This is a genomic window from Rickettsia helvetica (assembly GCF_963970025.1).
Lineage (GTDB): Bacteria > Pseudomonadota > Alphaproteobacteria > Rickettsiales > Rickettsiaceae > Rickettsia > Rickettsia helvetica.
The window spans coordinates 1,143,470-1,170,441 of sequence record NZ_OZ018776.1; the positions used below are offsets into that span (position 1 = coordinate 1,143,470).

The window sequence follows — 26,972 nt, forward strand, 5'->3', positions numbered from 1 at the left end:
ATACTAACAATGTTAGTATTTTAAACTGGATCCCACGATCAAGTCGCGGGATAACAACAGCAAGTTTATCCACACTTAATGTACCATAATTGGTACAATTTAGCAACTAATATAAAAAAAGTATTTAAAACCTAATCACTTACATAGCTCTATATATTCCTTATTCAATTTTATAACATTCCAAATCCATAAACTCATCATAACTATAAAAATTACTAATAAATATATTATAATAGAATCAAAGGTAGCAGTCGGAATAATAATAAATATCAAAGACTGGATAAATGCTCCAAGCGATTTACCGAATTTAGTACCTATTACCTCTACGGCAGCTTTTCCCTTAGTTCTAAGCTCTAAAGATAAAGGAATATACGCCATTTCTTTTGTTGAATCGAATAATGAATATTTGGATGATTTACTAAGTATGTTCTGAATTGCTCCAACAATAATCGCTGCATATAGAAGATTAAAATCACCGAAACATGATCCTATTTCTTCAATAAAAATTATAAAAATAAAAAACATCAAGCCGGTAATAGACAACATAATAGGAGTTAATAATGCAGAAATGAGCCAACCGAGTCTTCTAAGAATATTACTGCCTATTACCATGAAAGTAACGCATGATATTCCCATCCAAATATTAAACCTGCCCATAAAGTTAACATAGTCTATAGTGTTCGGGTATAATTCTTTTATTTTTGCTTTCCAAGGTCCTTCGACTATATTTATTAATAATCCATAACAAATTATTAATAAAGCAATACGACCTATATATTTTGAGTGAATTACTAATTTAATACTTTCAATTACCGAAAGTTTTGTTTTCGTTTTAGCCGTAACTTTTTTTGTATCTAAAACATTTATGGAATCCGTTAAAATAAATCTATTTATTATTCTAAATAGAAGCATAGCAATTATTCCTGCAGTAACAATAATTGACATGATCGGCTGAAGCATTATAGCATTGCCGGCGGATGAATTAAAAGAATCCGGTAATAATTTTGAATCAATGACGTCCTGCCCGCTTGAGAAAAAGACAAGTACGCTGCCTGCTATTATAAGACCGATATTACCGACCATTCCAAGAACGGGATAGAATCTTTTAGCTTTAGAAGTATCAAAAATGTGATTGGCAAACTGCCAAAACATTAAGTTTATGACTACTGCACTCCATAATTCCGAGAAAATATACATCAGTGCATAACTCCATTTACTACCTATTTTAATGAACCATTTAAAATTAGGGTATGAAGCAATTAAATTATTTATCATTTCATCATTAGGATGATAAATATCTTGATTTGGATAAATAATATAGGCAAATAATAAGAAAAATAGTAAAAAGCTGCCGACTATGATGTAGAAAATATATTCAAAATTTAATTTATTACTAAGCTTAACATAAAGTACGGTAAAAATTACGCACGAGGGTAATACTAACCATAATTTTAAGAAGCTAATAATTTCAGCCCCCATAGAGGGTACTACTAAACTATCTTTGATAGATCTTAAGGCCCCAAAATTAAAAAGAATACATAACATCATTAAAGCCATAGGTATAAATAGCTTTAATTCTTTCCTTTCTATAGGCCAAATTATTTCTTTAACTTTTTCAAAGAAAATTTTAGGCGGTAACATTTTTATTGTAACCTTACATATTAAAGTTAACTTTTAAATCTCTTAAGTGCTAAAGTCAATTAAAATAATCAATTTATACTACTCCAAGGTGTTATTTCTCTATATAGCCAGTAATATTTTGTGATCTTATCTAATTTGCCCTGATTTGTCTCCCATAATTCCTGCTTATCGGTAGTCCATGGCTTAGGTCCTGCATAGTGTAAAATGAAGTAAGAAAAATAAGGGCTTTGAGTCTCAAAATATGTACAAAAGTTCCATCTCATCGATAAGGGATAAATATAATGCTGAAATGTAACATTTAATAAATCTTGGTCAGGAAAAGAAAAATCACATTTTAAATGTATCTATGCTACCCGCCGCAATATAATCACTCATATCTATTTTTTTAAGAGCTACAATATCTGCATCAAGATATAATATAGAATCTAGATGCGGAAAGATTTGATCAAAATATAACCTATACATTACTAAACTAAGCCAATTATCCAAAAATTTTATTTTCTTATCGGTTAAAGCTTGATTTAATATATTTTCAGGAAAAGATCTATAGAATAATCTCTGATATATTTCATGGAAGCTAATTTTTCCATTGATTCTTGACTAACAGGGGCATTAGAATAACAATATGAAATCTATAGAAACTATCTAAATCGCTATTTAGTAAACTAGAGGATATTACTGCACCGGCATGAATAGCAAACTATGTTAGTTTAAGTATCTAAACCGTAACTACCGTTTTTAATCGCTTTATATTGCTGAACTAAAGTAGCATTTTTGTCTAGATAAAGACGTAGTAAGCAATCATAACCCTTTGCTACCTCTAAACGTACCATTCCGTCTTCTACTTGAAAAGAGCAAATTTTTTCTAACCTTGCTTTATCTTTTAAGCTTAAAGATTCGTATCTTCTAATTGCTCAAGTACTAAATCAAAATTTAATTGATCTTCACGTATTAGTCTATGGGAATTATTTGAAAATAGCGAACTTGTAAAAACAACTTGGACTAATGATTATCAATTAATCAATATTCAAAATATTTCTGATGAAAAATTAAAAGAAAAAGCGTGGTCTGGAATCTTGCAGTTTTTTTTAAAACATATCCACGAATGAGATTTATTAAAGAGATGGCAAGAAGTAGCTGATCTTTTTACCTGAATTTATTAAAGTTAATATTGGTATAGATTATATAGAGCTAATTTTTGTCCTACACCTTGAATAAGATTAAGGAAAATGATAAAATAGAAATAGAAAGAATGCTTAAATCGCATTTAAACCCTGAATTAGGAGAAAAACTTATGAATAGCTTAGCTCATAGCTGGGAGCAATAAGGTATGGAAAAAGGTAGAAAAAAAGAGAAAATTATTATAGCTAAAAAGATGCTATCTATAAAAGAGCCTATAAATAAGATTATAAACTTTACAGGTTTAAAAAAAGAAGAAATTGAGAAATTAAAATAACATAATTACATTACATGCCACAAATAAACAGAATACTCACATTTTTGCATATTAAGCCTATGGGAACTAGAGCTACAGGCGTATATAGAATTCATGTTAAATAACTCTCGTTTATGTATTATTTGGTTGTTTGGGCTTATTAGCGGTTTTAATCTAATGATTACCGGTAATACTGTAAATTATTGGCTTGCTAAAGAAGATATAGCACTACAAACAATCGGTATGTTATCATTCATAACGCTTCCCTACTCTATTAATTTCTTGTTAGCACCGATTTTTGATGCAGTGCAAGTTAAATATTTAAACAAAATATTCGGTCATAGATTATCTTGGATTTGCTTAACTAGTAGTGCATTGATATTTCTTATATATATTTTCAGCTTTCTAGATCCTAGTACTAATCTATTATTATTTGCTTTTACGGCTTTAATTATTTCTTTTTTTAGTGCCGTACAAGATACTATATTAAGTGCTTTAAGAACGGAAATAGTACCTAAAGAATCGCTTGGGTTTACTTCAGGAATATATATATTCGGCTATCGGGTCGGTATGCTTTTAGCAGGTTCCGGAGCTATTTATTTATCTATTTATTTAACATTTAATGAAATATATAAAATCTTTGCCGGTTTAGTATTGATTTATTTAATTTTATTGATTGTAGGAATTAAGTATTGTTATTTAAACGAGAACATACATATAAAGATAATCAAGAATGATATAAAAAATAATCAAAATAAAAAAAACATAATACATTTTATATATAATGCGTTAAAACCTATAGGTTCTGTTTATTTCATTATTCTTATATTAATTTTCCTAGTATTATATAGATTACCGGATAACTTAATCAATGTTATGATTAATCCGTTTTTGCTTCATCTTGAGTATGATGCTTTTGAAATAGCAAGCGTTGGAAAGTTTTGGGGCATTGTAGGAGCTATAATCGGTGGACTCGTCGGCGGTATTATTATGAAACATAAAAATATATTAAATAGTATATTTTTATTTGGTATTATTCACGCTTTAGGACATATTTTATTTATTTTTCTTGAAATAAACGGTAAAAATTCTTTATTATTATTTATTACAATAGGAATAGAAAGTATTACCGGCGGTATGACGATGATTGCTTATATCGCTTTTATTTCTTCACTCTGTCAAGGTAAATTTCGAGCTACTCAATATTCGTTCCTTTCATCAATGATGGGGATTTCGCGTTCAATTTTTCCTATAATTTCAGGCTATATGGTAGTAAATTTCGGTTGGCAAAATTTCTTTTTATTTACTACTATTATAACTATCTCCTCTTTACTAATATTATTAAAAATAAAAACTAAACTACAATGAAGATGTATTAAATATTTTTTCACATATAATATTTTTAACACCGTATGTGGCTATATATTCCATTATACCGAGTATTTTTATATTAAATTAAAGTACTAAATATCATAGTTTTAAAAAAGCTCTACCCAGTATAATTATTGCTTGGATTTGTTATAGCTTTATTATAAGTATGGTTACTGCCCTCGGTCAATTGTTTATCGTGCCTATCACCTTTATAATAGGAATAGTTGAATTTATTTTTTTAATTTATATGGGATATAATACTTGGAATCAGCCTCCTATTGATCTTACAATGAATTCTGGGGCTTTTTCAGCTAAAAAACAAATTTTATTTGCTATATCGGTGTCAATATTAAATCCGCATGCAATTATGGATATGATTATAGTAATAGGTACTAGTGCTTTAAAGTATAACGGTATTGTAAAAATTATATTTACCTTAACTTGCATAGTTATATCTTAGATATGGTTTTTTTCTTTAGCAGTTGCAGGCTATAATATCAGAAAGCTAAATAAAAGTAGTACGATTTTAACTATAATTAATAAAATAGCTGCTATTATTATTTGGGCAGTTACTTTTTTTATATTGGAGTACAAATATACTTTGAAGTAAAATGAATAGTCGGTATACGAAGATCAACTTGGAAAAGAGTAAGGAGGCTGTAAGCCGAGAGAAGTGGAGCGTATACTAAATACGTGAGCATCCGAGGGCTTACAAAGACGACGTTAGCCAATTTTTCAAGTTCATCGAGTATATTGCATGAAATCGGTTTTATTAACTAGAAATATTGAAGAAAATAATGAAACTATAAAGGAAATAAGTAAATATAATTTAGATTTACTTTATATTCACTGTCCTTTAATTAAATATGAAACCCTAGATTTTAATATTGATATTTTAAACGATTATTCAAATATAATAATTACTAGTAAATATGCGGCAAATATCTTAGCCGGTCATAATTTAAAACAAGATATTTGGGTAGTAGGTAGTAAGTCAAAACGATTATTGGGCAAGAAAGTAATTTATACCGCTAAAAACGTGGAAGATTTGATTAAGCATTTTCCTCCTGATTTATATGAGCAGACTATATATTTATCTTCAAATGAAATTACTAAAGATTTACCTAGTAAAATAGCTAGACATATCATTTATAATGTAGAATATTTGAATGAGCTGCCCGTATCTATTATAAAAGAATTTAAAAACAATATTGACTTTATACTTCTTTATTCTCAGAATAGTGCTAAGACTTTTATAAAATTATTACTTCAAAATAATTTACTAGAGTATACTGCAGATACTTCAAAAGTTGAAAGTCAAATAAGTGGTGAGCCTGCGGAGCATAGAAAACTACGTGAGCAAAGGCGAATCCTGAAATTTGACTTACCAAATCTTGAAGTATCAAAGGTATATTTACAAGATAGTTTAGTTATAGCCATAAGTTTGAAAGTCGCAAATATAGTTAGACCTTTTATAAAAAATGTGGTTTATTGTGATGATCAAAACCCTAACGATATAATCAAGTTATTATCCGAAAATGCAAAAATTTGATAGTTTATTTAAAAGTACAAACATCTTTTTTATAACAATAGTAATATTTGTCTTATCTTCTTTTACTCTTTATCATAATAGATCCGATATTTTAAAACTGTTTAAAAGTGAAAATAAAGATTTAAGCCAAATTCCTGATCAAACAGTAGAAAATAAAGAAAATACTACCCTGGAAGAAAAGGAAGCAGCCCCTCTATTATCTACCAAGTCGCTTTTAAATTACGTAAGTTCTTTAAAGTTTCCTGAAGCACCAAAACCGGATCCCGCGGTCAAGCCGCAGGATGACAGTATAGAAGTCACGGATGACAATGTAAAAGCCCCTATTGAATCATATTCTAAGAACTATATTCATTATTTATTAAACGTAAATTTATTAGTATATAATTTCATGCAAGATAAGGATTATAGTAAAGAACTAAGAATAGTAAAATTCCGCCTACTGCCTCAAGATATAAGGAATATTTTAAATAACTTAGAAGCATATAATAATAATTATCTTTTTTCTAAATCAAGTAGTACGGAAGTAATTTTTCCTACCAACCATAAGTGGCTGGAGAAATTTATCAAAATTGAGAAAAAACCTTCTGCTATGATGATAAAAGAACAAGATAAAGCTCTCATTTTAGAGAAATTAAACTATCTAATCGATTTTCTTTATTCAGAAAAATTTATGCAGGAGTTTGTAAATAAAGATGTTTAGGTTATTATTAATATGTGCTACTTTTTTACTATTTTATTTCGGATTTACTTTAATAGAGAGCTTTGATTCAAAAGTTTTTATTAGTTTATACGATTATAATATTGAAACTATGTTGTTCTTTAGTCTTATTTTAGGGCTTTTATTACTAATTTCTTGTTTTATTGTCATTAGATTTCTAATATTAATTATCGATTTACCGTCTAAAATACATAATATTTTTAATAAACGAAAAATTAATCATGATAGATATGCTTTAATTTTAGCTTTTGCCGAATATATTATGAATAATAAAGCTAAATCTGCTTCTATTGCCCGCAAAAATTTATCTTCTGAAGATCTAAAAGATTCACAAGAATTCCATAATTTAATCTTAGCCGTAACTGAAGAGGATGTAGATAGAAAAATTTCCTATTTTCAAAAACTTATTACATCTAAAGAATTTGTTTTTTACGGTAGCAAAAACCTAGCAAAACTTTATTATGATAAATCTTTATATGAGAAAGCAGAAAATTATGCAACAAAGGCTTATAATTTCAATGAACTTGATAGTGACAATTTAATTACTTTAATGCGTTGTTATGGAAAGCTTTCTCTATGGACGAAATTTATTTTTATAATGAATAAGCTCGCAAAATTTCATAAACATGGTTCTATACTACTGCAAACTCAAGAAATTGCTGAGTATTATTTATTATTAGCAGCGAAGCAAGAAGTAGAAAGTAATAATACGGCTAATGCTATAGATTATTTGGAAACGGCTGTAGGTTTAAATTTTTATAACGACGAATTACTAGAATTTTACTTTAATTTAAATGATAAGCTTAATGTTAATAAAAAGATCAAAATATTAAAAGATGCTTTTCGTATTATCCCCTCTTTAAAATTAGTGCAGTTATTTAAAAAATTCACTTCTCTATCAAATAGGCAAATTTACGAAGAATTAACTCAAGAGTTAGATGCTAAAAAAGATGAAATATTAATTTTGGCAATAGAAGCTTATTTAGAATTGTAGACGTTGATGCATGGCTTCTTTTATGTCATTCCCGCGAAGGCCGGAATGACATCGAGCACGGACCGGACCTCTCGAACCACACAACAAAAACTAATATAAAAATAGTTTCTTTTGGCTCTTACTAATTTCTTCATTTACATTATTATTATGGTGATGATAATTAGATTGGATTGTTATTAAATAATCATTTATTGCTTTAGAAAATTCTTCAGTTTTATAACGAAAGAAATGGTCAGCCCCATTGATAATTTTATAATCAACTTTAATATGGGATTGTTGCTTAGATAATCTATTTGCTAGATCTTTTACATCATCTGCCGATACTATACTATCATTATCTCCCTGTAATATAAACCCTGGGATAGGACAAGGCGAAAGGAATGAGAAGTCATATTTATGAATTGTATTAACCGGTGGCGAAATAGCAATAAAATGATTTATTGCCGGACGTCGCATTACAAGCTGCATAGCTATCCATGCTCCGAACGAAAATCCTAATATCAGATTAGACTGAGCATTTAGGTTATTCTGCTGTAACCAGTCAAAAGCTGCCCCCGCATCAACAACTTCACCGACTCCGTTATCAAATTTACCTTGCGATCCCCCTACTCCTCTAAAATTAATACGTAAGACGGTATAACCGTTATCTGCTAAAATCTTATAGGCATTATAAACTACTTTATTATTCATATTACCCTCGTATAAAGGATGAGGATGAAGAACTAATGCAATAGGGGCATTAGGCGAGGTAGCTTTTGCATATCTTCCTTCGATTCGTCCTTCCGGACCGTTAAAATAAATTTGTGGCATAATTATTCATAATATTTAATTTGTTCGATATGATATTTTACCACTTTTTCTTATTAGTGCAACTATTCTTAATTAAAATATGATTGTATTGACATATGCCGCCATATATACTAAAATATAGTCAAATCAGTGGGATTTAATTACAAGGAGCGAGGAGCGAAGCCTTATAGATAATAGGAGAGCGACGAGAGACGATGTAAGTGAATTCAAATCATTTGACTACAGCGGATAATAATAATTGAATGGAGCTATATTATGAATACGGTAGATATTAGATTACGTGTTTCAGCAGATATAAAAATTGAAGCAGAAGAAATATTTAAGCAAATGGGGATGACTATGTCGGAAGCCATGAGGATATTCCTAAATCAATGTATAAATAGCGGCGGTTTGCCTTTCAAACCACACATTAAGATTCCTAATAAAGAAACATTAGAATCATTTAAGCAGGCAGAAAACGGTGAGTTTGAAAGCTATAACTTAAAACAATTTGAAAAATTTTTAGACGACATCGCTAAATGAAACAAATTCACTCTACCGTAATTTTTAATCGCGATTTAAAACGATTGGTTAAAATAGGTAAAAATATCAAAAAAAAATACAAGCAATAGTGAATATGCTTATAAACAATATTGCTTTACCACAAAAATATAGACCTCATAAACTCATAGGTGATCATTACCCAAAATGGGAATGTCATATTGAACCTGATTGGCTATTAATATAAAATAAAAAAAGATACAATTATTTTATATCATACTGGAACTCATTCCGATTTATTTTAATATAACAATAGCAAATTATAAAAGTAATTTGCTATTCACTATTATCTAAGAAAATACTGCTCGCTCCACTGCATCTACGCTATGTTGTACTAAATCCTTAGCAATTTCTTTAGTAATCATCTTTTTTAGACCGTTTTTAAGTTCTTGTCTAACACATCCAAGCATTTGCGGTTCTGCTACAATAATCAATTCTTTATATTTAGCTTGATCATTTCCTGCTATTTTTTCTAAATGCTTAATAATACTTCTGGCTGCTTCTTTATGTTCTATATCTTTTAGCGAAGTATGCGGCTCAAAAAGTGATCCTGGGGTAGATTTATTTTGGTAAAGGCTTTGTCTTTTTTCTCTATGATGGTGATGTTCCTCTAAATCCAAAGATAATTTTAAAGGTTTATTAGTAGTAATTTTAACTCCTTGAGCGTCGTAAAGCATCATTTGCTTACTATCGATAACCGCAATTAATTTTAACGGTGCCGTACTTACCATAAATACCTCCATAAAAACTAGTTAGTAATTTTATGATAATACTAATTATTTTTAAAACCTAATATTAATTTAATAATTTTTGCTTTTCACTGTTAATAATTTGCTCAACCTTGTCATTAAGTATACGTACGTCTGTTTGCTCTACCTCTTCTTTTTCTATTACACCTATAATCTTTACCTTTATAGTTCCAGGCTGCTTAAACCAAAAACCTCTAGGCCAAAATAAACCGGCATTATGAGCCATCATTACAATCGGAACTTTAGTAATTGAAGCAAGCTTTACAGCACTTGGCTTAAATTTTACCGTTCTCTCAGGTGGGACTTTGGTTGATTCCGGAAATATTATTAACCATAATCCTTCTTTTATTTTTTCCTGACCTTCTCTTAAAATTTGAGCAACTGAGCTATTAGTACCACGGTCAACCGCAATAGGTTTAACCATCTGAAGTCCCCAACCAAGCAAGGGTATATTAAATAATTCACGCTTTAATACCCAAGAATGTTTAGGAATAATCAGTTGCATAAACATTTGATCCCAAAAGGATTGGTGATTAGACACGACTATTGAAGTAGTCTTCGGTAATTTCTCAAGCCCCTCTACTTTATATTTAAGACCGCAACAAATTTTTGCAAGCCACACAAAAGCATAAGAAAAGATAATGGCAATTCTATATCTTATTTGATAGTTGACATTGAAAAATGTTAAGGGTATGTAACATATAAGAAAAAAAATAAATGTAAATAACGATAATAATCCGTAAAATGATAAAATTCTTAAACGCCAAAGCATAATTATTAAAATAATTATATTAATTAAAATGGTATTTATAACATAATTTTATAATGAGTAAAATAAAAAGGTATTAAATGAAAAAAACTGTTCTTTCCGGTGTGCAAGCAACCGGTTCTTTACATCTCGGTAACTACTTAGGTTCAATTACAAACTGGGTTAGAATGCAGGAAGAATATAATTGTTTTTTCTTCTTAGCAGATTTGCATGCTATCACGGTTGATATTAAACCGTCAGAACTTAATAATTCAATTATGGAGGTTCTTGCTATTTATTTAGCAGCAGGACTAGAGTCTGATAAAGTAACAATCTTTGCACAAAGTATGGTGAAAGAGCATACTGAACTTGCTTGGCTACTAAATTGCGTTACACCGCTTGGATGGTTAAAGCGGATGACGCAATTTAAAGATAAAGCAGGTAGCGATCAAGAAAAGACTTGTCTTGGGTTATTTTCCTACCCGGTACTTATGGCAGCCGATATACTTATATATAAAGCGGATATAGTACCTGTCGGTGAAGATCAAAAACAGCATCTAGAGCTAACAAGAGATATTGCAGGGGTGATAAATAGGAAATTTGATAAAGAAATTCTAAAAGTTCCGGATATTTTAATTAGTGAAACAGGAGCAAGAATCATGAGCTTACGAGACGGATTAAAGAAAATGAGTAAATCCGATATTTCAGATTTTTCCCGTATCAATTTAAAAGATGATAACGATCTTATTCATCAAAAAATAAAAAAAGCCAAAACTGATCATTTAAGTTTCGTTAGCTATGATAAAGAAACAAGACCGGAAATGAGTAATTTATTAGATATTTATAGAAGCTTGTCTGAAGAAAGCTTAGAAAAAATAATCGATAATTATCAAAACCAAGGCTTTGCAAAATTTAAAGAAGATTTGGCAGAAATTATTATTACAAATCTACAACCGATACGTGATAAATATTTAGAATTAATGAATGATCAAGAATATTTATTAAAAATACTGCATAAAGGAGCAGAAAAAGCAAAAATTAGAGCCTCTGAAACGGTAAATGAAGTGAAAGAACAATTCGGATTTGTAATTTAAATTTATATTTTTCAAGATTTTCCTTGAATTACGCAACATTTTTTGCTATGAATCTTCTTGGATAGGTGGCCGAGCGGTTTAAGGCACTAGTCTTGAAAACTGGCGTACGGGCAACCGTACCGTGGGTTCGAATCCCACCCTATCCGCCAGCTCAGTTTATGGTATTATGCTCTTGTATTTTCTTTATAATGCTTAGTATATTTATCTAGTAAAATCCTAATCATTTTTTTACTGCATCTATTCCCCCGTCAGTGTATTTTATTCTCTTGCTCATAAATCCTCTTACCTTTACGCCAGTATCCTACTCCAAAAATTCTTATATGATTATCTCGGAACATAAAACGGACTGTTAAAATATTACCATCAACTTTACCTAAACAAAAATATCTTTTTTCTGTAATACTATGGTCTACATCCTCAAGAATTATCCTTTTTATATCTAGAAAAGCTTTTTGAGCTTCATAAAAGCTTACGTTATGCTTCCCAATATTAATTTTATTTTTTTCTTCATCCCATTCAAAAGAAGAATGTATTTTTAACCTTTAATAGATTAATTTAATAATACTTAGCTTTATACTAAATGTCCATATATTTGTATGGGTAATAAACCATACCTTTTAGTTTTAAATTAAAATTTAAGAAAAAATTTATTAACTATTTTACCGCCATATTTCATTATTCCAAAGAGTATCTAAAAATTCTTGAATAGGCCAAATGGTAATTTCTTTATTTTCTAAATTCATTATACGTTTTGTTTTTTCTAAAGATATAACATGTAATTTAAAGTCACTATCTTTGCTGAATTCTAATAGACCTTTTAAATGATTTTTTTGTATAGAAGAAGCAATTTTAACTTCAAATGCATTATTTTGAAATATAAAATCAACCTCATATCCTTCTTTGGTACGCCAATAAAATAACTCATCTCTTTTATCGTTTAAGTGTTTATAAGCTATTAACTCTAAGAATACATAATGCTCAAAAGCTTTACCGGCATCAAACCCTATCATTTCCTGATATTCATATTTCCTTAGATAATTTGCGAGTGCGGTATCGAAAAGGTAAAATTTAGGCATTTCCGTAATAATTTGCCTTTTACTACGTGATCTATACGGATAAAGATGATATCCTAAATACATATCTTCTAATATTTCAAAATATGTTCTAACGGTTTTTGCATCAACGCTGCAATCTCTTGCTATATTGCTATAATTTATCATCTCACCGTTTGAAATACCTATAATCTCTAAGAATTTAGCAAATGCCTCACGCTTTCTAAGATTAGCTTCAAATTGCACTTCCGGCAAAATATAATCATATAAATAAGACGCAAGATATTTATGAATCTTTTTTAATGCAATATAATGATCCGGTATTAGTCCATGATTGAAAATTTTATGCCAATCAAGCTCTTTTATCTCAGGATAACATAAGGGTAAAAACATATATCTCCACGCTCTTCCCCCAAGCAAATTGCTACCTGTTGATTTTAAACGCCTAGCACTGGAGCCGCAAAGGATAAATTGTAAAGATTTATTAGATTCTATTAAATAATGAACCTCATCTAACAGTAAGGGAATTTTTTGCACCTCATCAATAATAATAGTTGAGATGCCGTCTTTTGACTTAAGCTCTTCTCTTAAACGTTCAGGATTTTGAAAGTAGCCTTTATATATATCAGCTTGTAATAAATCTATATATAAACTATCTGGAAAATGTTGTTTTAAATATGTTGACTTACCGGTTTTACGTGCTCCCCATAAAAAACAAGATTGTCCTTTTGATAATTCTAGGTCTAAAAATCTTTGTATCGTCATGATAATACCTTTCAAATTTAGATATTTAAGGAATATATTCCTTAAATATCTGATATTTAAGGAATATATTCCTTAAATATCTATTTGTCTAGCTGATTCAACATCATTTTAGCGGCTTTTATACTTGCTTCTTTTGAGGTTTTTATATTGGTAGTTTCGGTGTGGAAGATTATTTTACTACCGTCGAGGTTACCTAGCATGAAATCGGTTTTTATACTAGATATCTTCTCAAACTCTACTTCTAGGGGTAATTTATATGTCAATTCAGTACTTGCATCTGTGCTATCGCTTTTGTATGCTGTGGCGGCAAGTGCTTCCGTGTTGCCTTCAAATTCCTCCCTATAAGTGAGTTTGGAAAGATTTCTAGTATCCGCATCTAAATATTTAGAGTAAGCAGCAATCGGCGTGCAGCAATTAGCATCTAGATATTCTAAAAATGCTCTTTCGGGTTTTATTAGTTCAAAGGTAGGAAGATGATTAATTTGGTTGCATATCTCAAGCATAGCATTATCATCTTGTCGTATTTCAACTGCAATGACTCCCTGCCCTATACACGGTAACATCTGTGAATACTCTATCAAATGACAATACTCTGGATTAAACGCCCCTAACCTTTTAAGACCTGCATATGCTAAAATTGTTGCGTCAACTTCGCCGGTCATTAGCTTTTTTATTCTTGAATCAACATTCCCTCTAAAAACCGTTACCTTTAAATCCATTCTTATTTTTTGGATAAATGCTTTTCTTCGTACTGCCGAGCTACCTATTACAGCATTTTGCGGCAGCTCTTCTATGGATTTATAATTTAAACATACAAAAACATCTCTAGGATCTTCACGCTCTAAAACGGCAGCAATTACTAGCTCTTCAGGTATTCTACCAGGTATGTCTTTTAAAGAATGAACGGCTAAGTCAATTTTTTTATCAAGCAAGGCTTGCTCTATTTCCTTTAAAAATAAAGCTTTACCGCCTATATCGTATAATGGTTTATTTTGGATTAAATCCCCGCTAGTAATAATGGATACTATTTCACAATTAATATCAGGAAAAAATTGTTTGATTTGCTGAATAACTAAATTAGTTTGTATTAAAGCAAGCGGACTTTTTCTTGTACCTATTTTGATAGAATTTGTCATTTGTTTTCTACTATTTCAAAAGGACTAGTAAAACTTAAAACATTACTGCTTATAATTACTTCATGATGCATAATAACCGGATGATTTACCTCTCCATGCCCTATTCCTACTGCTTTATAAGTTCTAATATTTGGAATATCATTTAAACAAAAACTTTTTATAGTTTGTTCTATAAACTTATCCCCTTTAGTAAAATCACCGAAAATTATTGCTTTTATACATTCAAATATACCGGCATTTTTTAACTGAACTAAATTATGATGTACTGCATAACCTTTTTCATTAACATCTTCAAGCAGTAATATATTACTCTTTTTTAGATTAACGGAAGTTCCTATTAATTTGCTAAAAACCGTTAAATTTCCGCCTGTTATTGTACCTGTTATATTTTCTTCACTAATTTTCTTTATAGGTGTAAGTTGTATTTTACTCTTTTTCCCTTCAAGAACATCTATTATAGGCATAATAGCCTGATTAGTAGGCGGTAGTAACGAGGTTAGTACTGAACCATGTATAGTTGGGATATTATAATGGTTATTTAGTAATAAATGCAAAACGGTAATATCGCTATAGCCTATCAGGACTTTATCCCCTTTTTGCTCTATATTAAAACAATCTTCTACAAATTCACCGCATCCATATCCGCCACGAAAAGCCCAAATTATTTTAACCTTCTCATTTTCCATGACTACTTTAAACATTCTCAACCTTTCCTCTTTAGGAGCAGCGAAAAAAGCAATTCATCACCTGAAAAAATCTTATCATCTACTAAAGTTTTAAACCCTTGTAAAGTTAGTATTTCAATAGCTTTCTTTAGTTTATCCTGTGCATCCGGACAGCTTGACGCCGGTGCTATAATTGATATCAAATCTCGTTTGTGTCAGTATCAGGTTTTCTATAAATTAATACTAAATCCGGCTTAATATGACAATCTCTATAAGGGCGTGATCTCTCATATGTATAGGTAATATTATATCAGCAATCAAGTACTTAACTGCTTTCAGTAAAACATCATCCAAATTTATTCCATGTTTTCTATGTTTTTCACGCTTATAATCAAGTTTAAACTGTGCAGTACGTTTAATCGTTCTCATTTAAATCGGATAATAAATTATTTATATTACCAATATGAACTAATTTGCCGCTTCTTGCAGCTTTCATAGCTTTAATTGTTTCATCATTTGGGATAAGCGGTTCAAACGGTAATGCTTTTTCACGAGCAACACGAAATAAAAGCATACGAACAGCATCGGACACAGTAAGCCCCATAGCAGCAAGCACTACAGTTGCTTCTTCTTTCACGTCTTCATTAATACGAGCTCGAACAATAGAACCAGCAGACATAAAATTCTCTTTAAATAATGTAGCTACATTGTAGCACATATATTAAAAACTTTCAAGATTAAAAAAAGTAGAATCAATCCACAAATGACATTAAAATCATGATAGTTATACTTCGACACAACTTCAAAAAGAGCAAGGAGTCTATAAGGCGAGGAGCGGAGCATATACTTAATACGTGAACACCGCAGAACTTATAAGACGACGTAGCCAATTTTTGAAGTTCATCGAGTATAAGGCATAGTGAAAATAAATTGAGTTTTCCCCTGCTTATCGTTTTCCGCCCAAATTTTTCCGGCGTGTAGTTCTTTATTACTTTCTTACATAGAGCAAGCCCTACTCCTCTACCTCCTGCCGTTGTACGTGTTTTAGAGCTTACGACAAATACACCGAATATACTCTGCAATTCCTCTTTCAGCACTCCTGCTCCATCGTCTTTTATACTAAATAAGATATTATTTTCTTGCATGTGTAGATCAATTTTTATTATTCCCTCACTACAATAGCTGATAGCATTAATTATTAGATTATCGAATGTGTGTTTAATATAATGAGGATCACAGTTAAATATTATATTCTCTTCAATATCAGATACAAAATTTAAGGTTTTGCCGTTTAGATATAATTTCTTACGTATTTTAATCCTTTCATGTAGCAATTCGCTTAAGTTTATATTTTCTTTATTTAGTTCATAATTAAGACTGGATAATTTTGAAAAATCTAGAATATTATTTATCAAGCTATTTAATCTAATAGAGCTTTTAGCTATAATCTCTACGGCATTACGACGCTGATCTTCATTAAATTTATCATAATTAGCCCATAAGGTTTCACCAAGACTAATAATACCGGTTAGCGGCATATTGATTTCATGGTTTATATTACGTAAGAACTCATGTTTCAAATCAAGTAACTTCTCTAATTCCTGTTCTCTATAATTAACTCTATTCCTACATGGGTATTTTTTAGGTTAACTAATCTCTCTTGCTCCTGCCTTGGTTTTAAGAATACTATTAAAAGGCTACTAAATAAGGTTAGGAAATATACTACTTTAAATTGAAAACTATCTATGCTAATTCATAACTTCTCATCCATAAAATATTTATAAAACTCTATACTAGCAAATACACCTGTAACGATCATAAGTACAGTAGCTTGCCACCTGAATATCATTGCAATTATAAGTAAGTTAAATTATCGAACATATTAATTGCAGCTGATCAAAACTACTTGATATAACAAGTAAACTACCGAAAAATATTAATATAACAAAAGTAGCAACAAACCAAGATAAAGAGATAATATAATTCTTTTTAAACTTTAAAGACCATAAAGGATAAGTGATTAATATTGCAGCAGTTATAAGTGTGGTATGGTAAATAATATTATATATCTCTAAATGGTCCATTATTCTGCTACCTGGTGTGGTATATAAAGATGAGAACATCGATATTAAAATAAATATACCGACATCACTATAAGTAATTTCTTGATTTGGTAGGGTACTTTCCCAATATTTAAAGATGTTAAAATTCTTAAGATCACGAAATAAAGTCAAAATTTTTCTTTTTCTCTCTTGCCTGATTATTTTAACGGCTAGCGGCTCTTTTAAAGAACTAAACCCTCCTGGTTGTTTTAAAATGTAATGGCTTCCAAGGAAAAAGAGTAAATTTACGATAGTTGCGGGTAGTATCGGATAAATACCTAGAATTGCTCTTAAAGAAAATATTTGCCACAATATAATAGTTAATATTGCAGCAATCATACCGATAAAAAAACTTTTGGCACTTGATTTAAAACCGTATATTAACAAAATTAACGGCAAAGTGATTAGCGGCAAATAGATACTAGTTAATAATAGAAATAGATTTATTAAATCTTTCGTATAGAGTGATATAATAAAACCTATTAATCCTATAGTAATTACGGTTATATAATTATAATTTAATGAAGCTTTTTTAATGATGTCATTAGTAAAAGTTACCGCTGCAACGTTAATATAAGAGTTAGTACTTGAGATTATCATTGCCATAATAACGCCGACTATTAACCCCTTAAATCCTATATAACTTTTAATAATCCGTAAAAACAATTGATTAGTGTCAACACTCGGATCTTGAGATAGTAATAATATTACAATCCAAATAAATAAGGTGGATAAACAAAGACAAATAATTGCCGAAATAAAAAAAGTTTTTGATATTTGCTTTGTGTCTTTTGCCATCAATGTAAATCAGTCAGACGAGTTTATACATTTTAATATATTATTTGCTTCAAGCGAAGGATTAGCACCAAATTTAACTAGATTCTCAATTATTTTATAATATTTATCCATTTGAGTTTGAAATAAACTTATATTTTGATTACTCGGATTATTAGCAATAAGCTGATATTTATTGCAGAATATAAAGCAGTATGATCTTAACCAAACTCATTAATATCTAAACCGAATGGCTTTAATTTTTCGATTTGTATCTTACGGAATTCATCAGAAATATGCGGCTCTGCTATAACACGGCAAAAATTATGAATTTGTGTTTTCTCAGCTGAAACAAATTTATTCATTATTTGAGGATTATTATGAAATTTAGAGCTATTACTCCATACTCCCCATTCAAATATAGTATTATCATTACCGTCTTTTTTATCCCAATTGGTTTCAGAAATGGAAATCATTTTTCCTAATACCTGTATTGCAGTACTTTCTAAAGCATTTTTAACATTCTTATCTTGTTGTTGAGGTATTAAATTACAAAGAGTTTCAAAAATATTAAGGTTGTTATTAACATTAGTTCCGTTTAATATAGCCGGTATTAGTTGTATGTTTTGTATATTTCCTGAAGTTAACAATTGAAAAGGTATAGTCATAAAAGTCTCCAATTTATATTAATTTTTTATAAAAAAAATACCATGAAATATGGTCTATGTCTTTTATAATTAGTATAATACATGAAAACTTGATGAATGTCAAGCAATTATTAAAAAATTAACTATTATTTAATACCAAGGTGCGAAAGATAAGTTTATTTTAATCCCTTTAACGGTAATATCAGCTTCTCTATCGGCAAAATATTTTTCTTCTCTGATTAAGGCGATTGCTTTATTACGGTAACTTGAGCATATTACACCGATTTTATCGTTATCTGCAAGTATTTCTTCATCTTTAACTAATGAGGATAAATCTTCTTCCGACGTAATTTTATATATCTTTCTTCTTATAACACCTTGATATTTAGCTCTTGAAATCACTTCCTGCCCGACATAACAACCTTTGTCAAAACTAATTGCATTTAACTCCTCAGCACCATACATATTTGGAATAGATTTATCTGTGATTAAATCTTCTACTCCGTCTATTATTGCAAAATTATATTTATCTTCTAGGTATATTGGATTCCTGCTTTCGCGGGCATGACATAAGGGAACGCAGGAATGACATACTATAGAACGAAAACCAAGCTTAGCATAGCGAGGATCACGAACCGTAATTAGCGTGTCTATATCTAATTTTTGACGTAAATATATAACTTTATATTCTCTACTACAATCCATTATTTGTATTTTGGAGCGAAATTTATAGAAATTTAAATGATCTATCAAAGCAGTTTTATTACTTTTATCAATATCAAGGTAAATTTCTTCAAGGTTATGAACATACACAAAAAAATCAAATAAATATCTTCCTTGATTATTAAGCAAATAAGTATAGCAGTAATTATAGTCAATTGATTTGGACTCGCTGACGATGTTACTCATCGTCTCGCCTATTATTATAGGCTCTATCCTCGGTGCCTTATATCCAAGCCCAACTGAATTGACTATACTCTTACAAATATCGTTCGTAATGAGATTTTGTAGGAACTTTACGGAATCTAAACCTATTATTTTAATGACCTCTCTATTACTTAATATTTCATACATAATTATAATATTATTGACTTTATATGCTGCTAACTACTATACTCTAAATTATATATAAATTAAACTTAATAATCATGAGATGTTCATCTTACTGTACTTCTTCCGAATATAATATGAGTGATCTAGTTACTAATTTAAAAAAGATTGGTCTTGAACCTCAACATTTTGACGATGTTTTATATATTCGGAAAGAGATAAATAAAGATTCTGATTTTATAGAGATATTTTTCTTTCCGTTTGGCTGTATAACTATTTGGGGCGGCGATGAAATTCAAGAAAAAATAGTTTTAAGCGATACTGATTTAGTAGCCGTGAACAAGCTTAAAGAGCCGGTATCTGATTATATTTATTTTGAATATAATACAGAAGTCGAGAAAACATTTATTGATGAAGAAAAAAATAAAATAATCTTAGCAGATAAATCAGTTTTTGTTAAACTTTCTATTTCCCATGCTCTTGCACAATCGGTTAAACTTAGCGTTCTTGAGCAATCCGTTAGTAACTTGATTGTTCAGACAACTCCTATACAGCAGGAACTAGCTAGAACCGGTAGCGTATCGCTTTCTAAAAAGGAGATATTACAGCAGATAGGTATATTATTTAACGAACGTTATTCAATCAGTTTGCATAGCGATATATTTGATACTCCGGAATTCTTTTGGCGTCGTCCGAGCTATGAGCCTCTATATCTTATGACGGCAGAATTTCAAGACATAGAAATACGGCAAAATATAATGAATCATCGTCTTAATATGATTCACGAGCTTTTAGACATTCTTTCAAACGATCTTAATTATAAACATTCTACCAAACTTGAGTGGATTATTATTATTTTAATCGGTCTTGAAGTTGTCCTGTCGTTATCTCATACTAATCTTTTCTTAAAAATTATCGGAGCTTTATAAATAGCTTCTATGCAAATTATCGATAATCAAAAAACATTAGAAGAATTTTGTAAACAATTAGCAAATAAGACATGCTTAAGCATAGATACGGAATTTGAGCGTCGTTATACCTATTATGCTCAGCTTAGTATAATTCAAGTTAAAGCAGAAGAATATTGTGGAATAATTGATGCATTAAGCAATTTAGATCTGAATATTTATAATAAGCTGCTTGCAGATAATAATATTACTAAAATATTTCATGCTCCTCGTGAAGATTTAGAGATTTTCTATAATTTATTTAAAACACTACCTTCTAATGTTTTTGATATACAAATTGCAGCAAATATTTGCGGATTCGGTAAACAGCTAAGCTATGATGACCTTTGCTATAAGCTAATCGGCATTACTATCGATAAAACCCACCAAAAATCTAACTGGCTAAAACGCCCTATCACTAGTGATATGTTAAATTATGCAATGTTAGACGTGGAGTATTTGTATAAGATATATAAAGAGTTAAATAGTATAATTATTTCTAATAATTATACTAATAAATATCAAACTACTCTTAGTTCTTTATTAGATGTTAGAAATTATAAGGTTGAGCTGAAAGATGCTTGGAAAAAAATAAAATATAGAAGTGATGATGAGAGGTTTAATCGTAAAATTCAAGCACTTGCAGCTTATCGTGAAGAGAATGCACAAACTATAAATATTCCTCGCAAACATTTTATTTTAGATGAAGATTTAATAAAGATTTGCAAATACCTTCCATTGAATAACAAGGATTTTAAAAATCTAAATTTAAAAAGCAAATATTTACATAAACAAAAATATAAAGATGAAATAATGAATTTGTGTAATAATTTTTTGGGCATGTTATGATATTAACAGCTTTATTATGAGATTAGTTTTTTTGTCATTGCGAGGAAATGATGAAATAATTGACGAAGCAATCTAGTTAAAAAATGCTAAAGATTAGCATTTTTTGTTACTTTTTCTGGATTGCCACGCTTCTTATAGTCGCTCGCAATGACGAAAAAACTAATCCACGCAATATTACAAATCATACCAAGATCACAAATTTAAGCTTACGATCATGAGATTCAACCGGAAAATTATCTATTAACTGTTCTTTTAAACAAACGCCGACAGTTAGTATATTTTGGTTATTATTTAAATACCGATCGAAATGTCCTTTGCCGTATCCAAGTCTATAACCATCCTTACTAAATGCAAGCCCTGGGATAATAACTAACTCAGGAATAAAAAAATCATTATTTATAGGTTCATAGGTTTTAAAATCACCTGAAGTCAGCCGGTCATTATAATTATAAGCACAATATTTTATCTCATTTTTTATAATTTTTGGTAAGAAGAATTTTATTTCAGGAAGTAAGTTTGTTATTTTAAGTAAGTTAATTTCGTATTTTAGAGGATAGTAAAGTCCTACTGTCTTTACTTTTAACTCCTTTAATAATCGGCTAATTTTACTTATTAAGGAGTTTCTGACTAAGTCGGAAGTAATTTTTTCTTGGTTGCTTATTAAAAGATCTTTGAAATAAAGACGCAGTTCTTGTTTATGCATAAATATCCTTAAATTCGTCATTGCGAGCGACTGAAAGGAGCATGGCAATCTCATAAAGCAGGACTCCCGAGATTACTTTGTCAAAACTTACAGTTTTTCCTCACAATGACGTAGGAGTATATCACATATTAATAGTTCTTTTATCTATACTAAGAGCTGCTTCTTTTATAGCTTCGCTTAAAGTCGGGTGGGCGTGGCAGGTTCGTGCTATATCTTCTGCCACTGCTCCGAATTCCATATAAGCGGTAAGCTCGGCAATTAATGTACCTGCATCGGCTCCTATAATATGAGCTCCTAAAACCCTATCGGTTTTACTATCGGCAAGCATCTTAACCATACCTTCCGTACTACCGATTACTCTTGCTCTACTATTTGCTAAAAATGGAAACTTACCGACTTTATAATTAATACCTTTTTCTTTTAGTTGCTCTTCCGTTTCACCGACGCTTGCTACTTCAGGATAAGTATATATCACGCTTGGAATTAAGTTATAGTTAACATGCCCTGCCTGCCCTGCCATAATTTCCACGGCAGCTACAGCCTCTTCTTCGGCTTTATGAGCAAGCATCGCTCCTTTTACCACATCACCAACTGCGTAAATGTTTGAAACAGCTGTTTGGAAATAGTCATTAATCTCAATTCTACCTTGCTTATCCGTAATAATACCGACAGACTCAAGTCCTAGATTTTGCGTATAGGCTTTTCTGCCTACCGCCATCAACACAACATCGCTTATTACTACCGAACTCTTACCGCCCTCCTCTATTGTCAGATTTACTTTTCCTGACTTTACTTCAGCAGATAGCACTTTAGTATTCAGTTTAAACTCTATACCTTGTTTTTGCTGTAGTTTCATAAATTGCATAGCAATTTCTTTATCAAGCATAGGTATAATGCTCGGTGCATACTCAATAACCGTTACTTTAGCTCCCAAACGACGCCAAACTGAACCAAGTTCTAAGCCTATATACCCTCCGCCGACTACTATTAAGTTCTCAGGTACTTTAGAAAGTTTCAAAGCACCGGTAGATGAAACAATAAATTCTTCGTCTATTTTGATATTCGGTATTCCTATGACGCTGGAGCCTGTAGTAATTAGAATATTTTTGGCTTTAATTTGCTCTTTATTTACTTCAACGATATTACTAGAGATAATTTTAGCTTCACCTTTTATTCTAGTAACTTTGTTTTTGGCAAATAGGCTTTCTATACCTTTTGTAAGATCACGAACTACTTTATCTTTATTAGCTAGCATTTTTTGTAAGTCTAATTTTATATCTGCAGTAATACCTATACTCTCAAAATGCTTTAGAGCTTCTTCATATTTTTCGGAGGAATTAAGTAAAGCTTTCGACGGTATGCATCCTATATTTAAACAAGTGCCGCCAAGAGTATCGTTTTTCTCAATACACGCTACTCTCATACCAAGCTGAGCAGCTCTAATACTGCCTGTATAACCGGCCGGACCGCTACCTATTACCACTAAATCAAATTCTTGCATATTTGTTTGACCTTAATAAATTGTTGGATGGTTAGCTCGTCATTGCGAGGAGGCTTGCCTGCGTGGATACCGAGTCGTCATTGCGAGCAGCCGTAGGCTGCGTGGCAATCCAAAAAAATAATAAAAAAACTCTGTAAACTAGAATTTTTACTGGATTGCTTCGTCAATTACATACGTAATTTCCTCGCAATGACAAAAAAAATAAGCCACGCAACAAAGCCTTTAGTTGCTCGCAATGACGTAATACTGCTAAAAATACACCACTATTACCTTTATAACAACTTTAATCTTATACTATTCTTATTTGGCGAAGCAATAAAACTAATTAAATTAATATTATCTTCAAAGCCGTTTATATAATTTTGTAGTAAAGAAAACATCTTTTTAGAAATAGCGTAATTATGACTAGCATTTAGTGAATTTGACTCACCTATATTTTTTATTTCCCTCATTAACGCTAAAGGATTATCAAATTTTAGATCTATATTTTCATAGTCAATAATTACTTCAGCAAATCCTGCCTGCGAAAATAAAATCGGAACATGATCAAAATGAATAAAAGGAGAAATATGAGGAGAATGTTTAAAACCACTTGCTATTTCGGCATCTATTAAGGATTTACGTAAATTCTTTAAGCTATTTCCTCCGACAAAATTACCGATAAAAACACCGTCAGGCTTTAAAAATGTTCTTATATTAGATAGAAAACTCTGCACATCATTTATCCAGTATAACCCTAATGAATAAATAATTAAATCAAAAGAGTTCGGAGGAAATTCTAAATCTTCATCATCAATTAATAATTTGTGATTATGCTCAAAAGGATCAAGCAACAAAGGAGACATATCTGTTGCGGTAATATCAGCATTTCGATAAGTATTTTTTAGTAAAGCTGTAAGATAACCGCATTTAGCAGATATTTCTAGAATATCTGCTAAATCCTTGTCAATCATCCCTAACCGGCTTATTATATCATCAGCTGCATGCTTGATAAATAAGCTGTTACTTATTCCTCTTACTGCATTATTTCGGTGATTTTTTAGCTTTAATCTGTTGAATATATAATTTCCTCTCCTATCTTGCATTTTCTCTCCTAAAATTGTTTGGGGTGATCCAGAAATAAAACCTCCTAGCCAACTATTTTGAATAAGTTCTCTCTGTCTTGCTATATGTATATCATCCCCCTTAACTCTATCTAGCCCTTCAAAATTATCCTGAATACCTACAACTATAGATTTCGTATTTTTATTATTAGGTAATAAAGGTTCTAAACTTAGCAAACTTTTTTCTGAAGGATTTAAATCCGAAGTTAGATCAAAATACTCTAAATATAGACAAGTTTTAGTTGTTTATCATTAGATATCTTTCCAAACTAGCTTATAGAGAGGAATTTAAAGGAGATACGGAACGCAGAACCGCAGCGTACACAAGCATACGTGAAGATTCGAGTACTGGATCGACGTATAAATTACCTCTAGAAGCGAAGTTTGGAAAGATATCTATTACTAGAATTTTTTTTCTTTTCTATTAATGAATTATTATTAACATTTGCTGAAACATTGTTCTCTGTCTTATTAGATTCTCCTAGAGATTTATAACCACTTAATACACCACAATACTAAATATACATTTCTTTAACATAAATAACCCTGTATATTATTATAGTTAATATAAATTAAATAATATATGAATCAAGTACTGAAATAAATTAATTATTTCTAAAGATATTATCTTCGTATTTTTTCCTATAATATATTTTGTAATTCTCATTTCTTATATCATTAAACCATTGGTCTTGTTGTTTTTTAATATAATAATTTAGGGAATTAGATTTACTTTTACTAGTTTGGAAATGATCTTCACAAAATTTTAAAAAACCTGATATTAAAGTTTCTACTCCATTAGTCTCAGATTTTTTCTCAAGAAATTGCATAGAAAAATTAGTAGGATTATTATGTTTTAAATAAAATTGCTTATATTTCTCATGAATTTTATTTTCTTTTTTTATTTGTTGTTCTGAAAAAGATAATTTTTCCTCTAATAATTTATGAATTTCGGTACAATCGCTCCAAGGTAATTCTATTGTTAGCTGCTCTTCCTGATATTCAAAATTATCTTGAATATTGTTAAAATCTGCATTTGCTTTTACAGTACTTACTAATATTAAAAAATATGTAATTAATTTAATATTCATAGAATTAATTAATTTTAGCAGGAATAGGTATCATAATACTACTTCTGTATCTTTTATTGCCACTAAAAAGTGATTTTTTTTGAACTTTGTTATTATTTACCGGAATTGTATCTTCTAAAGCCCCTTCATTATTATTTAGATAACTATGTAAGGATGCTTTATAAAGTGCCATGTTACTTGCTATTTTAACTACGTCTTGCTTATATTTAAACCCTAAAGAATGAGTGGCTGAGTGGTAATGTGCTATAGCTTTGTGCCAACTCCCTAGCTGGTCATATTTTGAACGTAAAAACTCTGCTCCGTAACGAACATTATTATTTGGATCAAATGCCTGTTCAAGGGAATTAAAAGCCCCTAAATGATGTCTTAAGTTAATCTGCATGCATCCGACATCAATGCTCTCTCGCCCTTTTATAAGCTCTATTCTAACAAAATTTATAGCTTCTCTTTTACTGTTAAAATAATAGCCTTTTCCTTCAACGTTTACCGTCCAAGGCCATACTACTCTAATTTTACGGGTTGTATGTTTTTTCCCCGATTCTTTTAAAGCTATTGAATGTAACGTATTAGATGGGATATTAAATTTTTTTTCAAAGTAAGGAAAAAGTTTTGAACATTTAAAGGATTCAGCTATTTCAGGATCGGCAATAGCCGACTTAGAGACGAGGATAAAGGAAGATAAGAGAATTAGGATGGTTTTAATGTCATTGTGAGAAAAAACTATAAGTTTTGACGAAGCAATCCAGTAAAATGCGTAGCATTTTTTAATTATTTTTCTGGATTGCCACGCTCCTTTTAGGCGCTCGCAATGACGCTTCAGTATCCACACAAGCAATCCTCGTGGGAATGACATCAGTAGCCATGAAACAACACCGGTCCCGCCACGGGATGACATACTGTTTTTCCAAACCATACCGGCAACGCTAAAATAACTT

Annotated in this window: 26 protein-coding genes, 1 tRNA gene and 6 pseudogenes; 13 read left to right on the forward strand and 20 right to left on the reverse strand. The window is 30.4% G+C overall.

Features of this window, described 5'->3' with window-relative positions:
• Window positions 1-135 precede the first annotated feature (135 nt).
• Both tlc3 and AB1146_RS06885 read right to left on the reverse strand, forming a co-directional pair.
• Entirely contained in the window at window positions 136-1,641 is a 1,506-nt protein-coding gene (gene tlc3, locus AB1146_RS06880) for a nucleotide exchange transporter Tlc3 (RefSeq protein WP_010422925.1), read from the reverse strand.
• 68 nt (window positions 1,642-1,709) lie between these two features.
• A pseudogene (locus tag AB1146_RS06885) lies at window positions 1,710-2,590 on the reverse strand (glycosyltransferase); the annotation flags it as partial.
• A 381-nt stretch (window positions 2,591-2,971) separates the two neighbouring features.
• Between AB1146_RS06885 and AB1146_RS08645 the strand changes: the two are divergent.
• From AB1146_RS08645 to AB1146_RS06915, 6 genes and pseudogenes are all read left to right on the forward strand, one after another.
• On the forward strand, window positions 2,972-3,097 hold the full coding sequence (locus tag AB1146_RS08645; protein ID WP_010422917.1) for a hypothetical protein: 126 nt from the start codon (window positions 2,972-2,974) through the stop codon (window positions 3,095-3,097).
• Between the two features lie 93 nt (window positions 3,098-3,190).
• Window positions 3,191-4,444 carry an AmpG family muropeptide MFS transporter gene (locus AB1146_RS06895; protein WP_010422915.1) on the forward strand — a complete coding sequence of 418 codons (1,254 nt, stop codon included), beginning with the start codon at window positions 3,191-3,193 and terminating at the stop codon, window positions 4,442-4,444.
• A gap of 13 nt (window positions 4,445-4,457) precedes the next feature.
• Window positions 4,458-5,062, forward strand: a pseudogene (locus AB1146_RS06900) (LysE family transporter).
• Window positions 5,063-5,204: 142 nt separating this feature from the next.
• A complete protein-coding gene (locus tag AB1146_RS06905; RefSeq protein ID WP_010422910.1) occupies window positions 5,205-5,999 on the forward strand; it encodes a uroporphyrinogen-III synthase in 795 nt (264 codons plus the stop codon).
• Entirely contained in the window at window positions 5,986-6,699 is a 714-nt protein-coding gene (locus AB1146_RS06910; protein ID WP_010422907.1) for a hypothetical protein, read from the forward strand. The genes AB1146_RS06905 and AB1146_RS06910 overlap by 14 nt, the downstream gene beginning before the upstream one ends.
• On the forward strand, window positions 6,692-7,711 hold the full coding sequence (locus AB1146_RS06915; protein WP_010422903.1) for a tetratricopeptide repeat protein: 1,020 nt from the start codon (window positions 6,692-6,694) through the stop codon (window positions 7,709-7,711). Before AB1146_RS06910 ends, AB1146_RS06915 begins: the two co-directional genes overlap by 8 nt.
• A 90-nt stretch (window positions 7,712-7,801) precedes the next feature.
• Here AB1146_RS06915 and AB1146_RS06920 read toward each other — a convergent pair whose 3' ends face one another.
• Entirely contained in the window at window positions 7,802-8,521 is a 720-nt protein-coding gene (locus AB1146_RS06920; protein WP_010422902.1) for an alpha/beta hydrolase, read from the reverse strand.
• 255 nt (window positions 8,522-8,776) lie between these two features.
• On the opposite strand from AB1146_RS06920, the gene AB1146_RS06925 reads away from it, so the two are divergent.
• Together AB1146_RS06925 and AB1146_RS06930 are read left to right on the forward strand one after the other, a co-directional pair.
• Window positions 8,777-9,043 (forward strand): type II toxin-antitoxin system RelB/DinJ family antitoxin, encoded by a 267-nt coding sequence (locus AB1146_RS06925; protein WP_010422900.1) that lies wholly within the window; start codon window positions 8,777-8,779, stop codon window positions 9,041-9,043.
• Between the two features lie 94 nt (window positions 9,044-9,137).
• Window positions 9,138-9,248 (forward strand): type II toxin-antitoxin system mRNA interferase toxin, RelE/StbE family, encoded by a 111-nt coding sequence (locus AB1146_RS06930; protein WP_232203610.1) that lies wholly within the window; start codon window positions 9,138-9,140, stop codon window positions 9,246-9,248.
• Window positions 9,249-9,351: 103 nt separating this feature from the next.
• Here AB1146_RS06930 and AB1146_RS06935 read toward each other — a convergent pair whose 3' ends face one another.
• Both AB1146_RS06935 and AB1146_RS06940 read right to left on the reverse strand, forming a co-directional pair.
• Complete coding sequence (locus tag AB1146_RS06935) at window positions 9,352-9,792, reverse strand: host attachment protein (RefSeq protein ID WP_010422898.1); 441 nt, start codon at window positions 9,790-9,792, stop codon at window positions 9,352-9,354.
• Window positions 9,793-9,856: 64 nt separating this feature from the next.
• On the reverse strand, window positions 9,857-10,582 hold the full coding sequence (locus tag AB1146_RS06940; protein WP_355403846.1) for a lysophospholipid acyltransferase family protein: 726 nt from the start codon (window positions 10,580-10,582) through the stop codon (window positions 9,857-9,859).
• 77 nt (window positions 10,583-10,659) lie between these two features.
• On the opposite strand from AB1146_RS06940, the gene trpS reads away from it, so the two are divergent.
• Together trpS and AB1146_RS06950 are read left to right on the forward strand one after the other, a co-directional pair.
• The gene (gene trpS, locus AB1146_RS06945; RefSeq protein ID WP_010422894.1) at window positions 10,660-11,652 is read left to right on the forward strand and encodes a tryptophan--tRNA ligase; all 993 of its coding nucleotides are present in this window, start codon (window positions 10,660-10,662) and stop codon (window positions 11,650-11,652) included.
• A 59-nt stretch (window positions 11,653-11,711) separates the two neighbouring features.
• A tRNA-Ser gene (locus AB1146_RS06950) sits at window positions 11,712-11,801 on the forward strand.
• A gap of 99 nt (window positions 11,802-11,900) precedes the next feature.
• Here AB1146_RS06950 and AB1146_RS06955 read toward each other — a convergent pair.
• The 9 genes and pseudogenes from AB1146_RS06955 to AB1146_RS07000 form a co-directional block, all read right to left on the reverse strand.
• Window positions 11,901-12,185, reverse strand: coding sequence for a BrnT family toxin (locus AB1146_RS06955; RefSeq protein WP_083831796.1), 285 nt, complete (start codon window positions 12,183-12,185; stop codon window positions 11,901-11,903).
• 126 nt (window positions 12,186-12,311) lie between these two features.
• Window positions 12,312-13,469, reverse strand: coding sequence for an ATP-binding protein (locus AB1146_RS08650; RefSeq protein ID WP_010422892.1), 1,158 nt, complete (start codon window positions 13,467-13,469; stop codon window positions 12,312-12,314).
• A gap of 80 nt (window positions 13,470-13,549) precedes the next feature.
• On the reverse strand, window positions 13,550-14,605 hold the full coding sequence (hemC, locus tag AB1146_RS06970) for a hydroxymethylbilane synthase (protein WP_010422890.1): 1,056 nt from the start codon (window positions 14,603-14,605) through the stop codon (window positions 13,550-13,552).
• A pseudogene (locus AB1146_RS06975) lies at window positions 14,602-15,473 on the reverse strand (LD-carboxypeptidase). Before AB1146_RS06975 ends, hemC begins: the two are co-directional and overlap by 4 nt.
• Before the next feature lie 40 nt (window positions 15,474-15,513).
• Window positions 15,514-15,699: a type II toxin-antitoxin system YafQ family toxin gene (locus tag AB1146_RS06980; RefSeq protein ID WP_010422884.1), complete on the reverse strand. Its 186-nt coding sequence runs from the start codon at window positions 15,697-15,699 to the stop codon at window positions 15,514-15,516.
• Window positions 15,686-15,949 (reverse strand): type II toxin-antitoxin system RelB/DinJ family antitoxin, encoded by a 264-nt coding sequence (locus AB1146_RS06985; protein WP_010422883.1) that lies wholly within the window; start codon window positions 15,947-15,949, stop codon window positions 15,686-15,688. Before AB1146_RS06985 ends, AB1146_RS06980 begins: the two co-directional genes overlap by 14 nt.
• A gap of 221 nt (window positions 15,950-16,170) precedes the next feature.
• Window positions 16,171-18,173, reverse strand: a pseudogene (locus tag AB1146_RS06990) (ATP-binding protein); the annotation flags it as partial.
• 194 nt (window positions 18,174-18,367) lie between these two features.
• Window positions 18,368-18,814 carry a hypothetical protein gene (locus tag AB1146_RS06995; protein ID WP_010422880.1) on the reverse strand — a complete coding sequence of 149 codons (447 nt, stop codon included), beginning with the start codon at window positions 18,812-18,814 and terminating at the stop codon, window positions 18,368-18,370.
• A gap of 129 nt (window positions 18,815-18,943) precedes the next feature.
• Window positions 18,944-19,867 carry a YgfZ/GcvT domain-containing protein gene (locus AB1146_RS07000; protein WP_010422878.1) on the reverse strand — a complete coding sequence of 308 codons (924 nt, stop codon included), beginning with the start codon at window positions 19,865-19,867 and terminating at the stop codon, window positions 18,944-18,946.
• Between the two features lie 113 nt (window positions 19,868-19,980).
• On the opposite strand from AB1146_RS07000, the gene AB1146_RS07005 reads away from it, so the two are divergent.
• Together AB1146_RS07005 and AB1146_RS07010 are read left to right on the forward strand one after the other, a co-directional pair.
• On the forward strand, window positions 19,981-20,772 hold the full coding sequence (locus tag AB1146_RS07005; RefSeq protein WP_010422877.1) for an RMD1 family protein: 792 nt from the start codon (window positions 19,981-19,983) through the stop codon (window positions 20,770-20,772).
• A gap of 9 nt (window positions 20,773-20,781) precedes the next feature.
• Window positions 20,782-21,639, forward strand: coding sequence for a ribonuclease D (locus AB1146_RS07010; RefSeq protein WP_010422876.1), 858 nt, complete (start codon window positions 20,782-20,784; stop codon window positions 21,637-21,639).
• Window positions 21,640-21,820: 181 nt separating this feature from the next.
• Here the strand turns inward: AB1146_RS07010 and AB1146_RS07015 are convergent, their stop codons facing one another.
• The 4 genes and pseudogenes from AB1146_RS07015 to AB1146_RS07030 all read right to left on the reverse strand — a co-directional run.
• Entirely contained in the window at window positions 21,821-22,342 is a 522-nt protein-coding gene (locus AB1146_RS07015; RefSeq protein WP_010422875.1) for a 5-formyltetrahydrofolate cyclo-ligase, read from the reverse strand.
• A gap of 121 nt (window positions 22,343-22,463) precedes the next feature.
• A complete protein-coding gene (gene lpdA, locus AB1146_RS07020) occupies window positions 22,464-23,843 on the reverse strand; it encodes a dihydrolipoyl dehydrogenase (RefSeq protein WP_010422874.1) in 1,380 nt (459 codons plus the stop codon).
• Between the two features lie 272 nt (window positions 23,844-24,115).
• Window positions 24,116-24,904: a methyltransferase domain-containing protein gene (locus AB1146_RS07025; RefSeq protein ID WP_355404490.1), complete on the reverse strand. Its 789-nt coding sequence runs from the start codon at window positions 24,902-24,904 to the stop codon at window positions 24,116-24,118.
• Window positions 24,867-25,203: pseudogene (locus tag AB1146_RS07030) on the reverse strand (hypothetical protein); the annotation flags it as partial. The gene AB1146_RS07025 and the pseudogene AB1146_RS07030, both read right to left, overlap by 38 nt.
• Here AB1146_RS07030 and AB1146_RS07035 point away from each other — a divergent pair.
• A pseudogene (locus AB1146_RS07035) lies at window positions 25,189-25,365 on the forward strand (palindromic element RPE1 domain-containing protein); the annotation flags it as partial. The pseudogenes AB1146_RS07030 and AB1146_RS07035 overlap by 15 nt on opposite strands.
• Before the next feature lie 186 nt (window positions 25,366-25,551).
• Here the strand turns inward: AB1146_RS07035 and AB1146_RS07040 are convergent.
• Window positions 25,552-26,037 carry a DUF2532 domain-containing protein gene (locus tag AB1146_RS07040; protein ID WP_010422871.1) on the reverse strand — a complete coding sequence of 162 codons (486 nt, stop codon included), beginning with the start codon at window positions 26,035-26,037 and terminating at the stop codon, window positions 25,552-25,554.
• 4 nt (window positions 26,038-26,041) lie between these two features.
• Window positions 26,042-26,890: a lytic transglycosylase domain-containing protein gene (locus AB1146_RS07045; protein WP_040611474.1), complete on the reverse strand. Its 849-nt coding sequence runs from the start codon at window positions 26,888-26,890 to the stop codon at window positions 26,042-26,044.
• Window positions 26,891-26,972: the final 82 nt, after the last annotated feature.

Coding starts and splice junctions, on each gene's coding strand:
- tlc3 (WP_010422925.1), bottom strand. CDS start 1,641: ATGTTACCGCCTAAAATTTTCTTTGAAAAAGTTAAAGAAATAATTTGG.
- AB1146_RS08645 (WP_010422917.1), top strand. CDS start 2,972: ATGGAAAAAGGTAGAAAAAAAGAGAAAATTATTATAGCTAAAAAGATG.
- AB1146_RS06895 (WP_010422915.1), top strand. CDS start 3,191: ATGTTAAATAACTCTCGTTTATGTATTATTTGGTTGTTTGGGCTTATT.
- AB1146_RS06905 (WP_010422910.1), top strand. CDS start 5,205: ATGAAATCGGTTTTATTAACTAGAAATATTGAAGAAAATAATGAAACT.
- AB1146_RS06910 (WP_010422907.1), top strand. CDS start 5,986: ATGCAAAAATTTGATAGTTTATTTAAAAGTACAAACATCTTTTTTATA.
- AB1146_RS06915 (WP_010422903.1), top strand. CDS start 6,692: ATGTTTAGGTTATTATTAATATGTGCTACTTTTTTACTATTTTATTTC.
- AB1146_RS06920 (WP_010422902.1), bottom strand. CDS start 8,521: ATGCCACAAATTTATTTTAACGGTCCGGAAGGACGAATCGAAGGAAGA.
- AB1146_RS06925 (WP_010422900.1), top strand. CDS start 8,777: ATGAATACGGTAGATATTAGATTACGTGTTTCAGCAGATATAAAAATT.
- AB1146_RS06930 (WP_232203610.1), top strand. CDS start 9,138: ATGCTTATAAACAATATTGCTTTACCACAAAAATATAGACCTCATAAA.
- AB1146_RS06935 (WP_010422898.1), bottom strand. CDS start 9,792: ATGGTAAGTACGGCACCGTTAAAATTAATTGCGGTTATCGATAGTAAG.
- AB1146_RS06940 (WP_355403846.1), bottom strand. CDS start 10,582: ATGCTTTGGCGTTTAAGAATTTTATCATTTTACGGATTATTATCGTTA.
- trpS (WP_010422894.1), top strand. CDS start 10,660: ATGAAAAAAACTGTTCTTTCCGGTGTGCAAGCAACCGGTTCTTTACAT.
- AB1146_RS08650 (WP_010422892.1), bottom strand. CDS start 13,469: ATGACGATACAAAGATTTTTAGACCTAGAATTATCAAAAGGACAATCT.
- hemC (WP_010422890.1), bottom strand. CDS start 14,605: ATGACAAATTCTATCAAAATAGGTACAAGAAAAAGTCCGCTTGCTTTA.
- AB1146_RS06980 (WP_010422884.1), bottom strand. CDS start 15,699: ATGAGAACGATTAAACGTACTGCACAGTTTAAACTTGATTATAAGCGT.
- AB1146_RS06985 (WP_010422883.1), bottom strand. CDS start 15,949: ATGTCTGCTGGTTCTATTGTTCGAGCTCGTATTAATGAAGACGTGAAA.
- AB1146_RS06995 (WP_010422880.1), bottom strand. CDS start 18,814: ATGACTATACCTTTTCAATTGTTAACTTCAGGAAATATACAAAACATA.
- AB1146_RS07000 (WP_010422878.1), bottom strand. CDS start 19,867: ATGTATGAAATATTAAGTAATAGAGAGGTCATTAAAATAATAGGTTTA.
- AB1146_RS07005 (WP_010422877.1), top strand. CDS start 19,981: ATGAGTGATCTAGTTACTAATTTAAAAAAGATTGGTCTTGAACCTCAA.
- AB1146_RS07010 (WP_010422876.1), top strand. CDS start 20,782: ATGCAAATTATCGATAATCAAAAAACATTAGAAGAATTTTGTAAACAA.
- AB1146_RS07015 (WP_010422875.1), bottom strand. CDS start 22,342: ATGCATAAACAAGAACTGCGTCTTTATTTCAAAGATCTTTTAATAAGC.
- lpdA (WP_010422874.1), bottom strand. CDS start 23,843: ATGCAAGAATTTGATTTAGTGGTAATAGGTAGCGGTCCGGCCGGTTAT.
- AB1146_RS07040 (WP_010422871.1), bottom strand. CDS start 26,037: ATGAATATTAAATTAATTACATATTTTTTAATATTAGTAAGTACTGTA.
- AB1146_RS07045 (WP_040611474.1), bottom strand. CDS start 26,890: ATGTCATTCCCACGAGGATTGCTTGTGTGGATACTGAAGCGTCATTGC.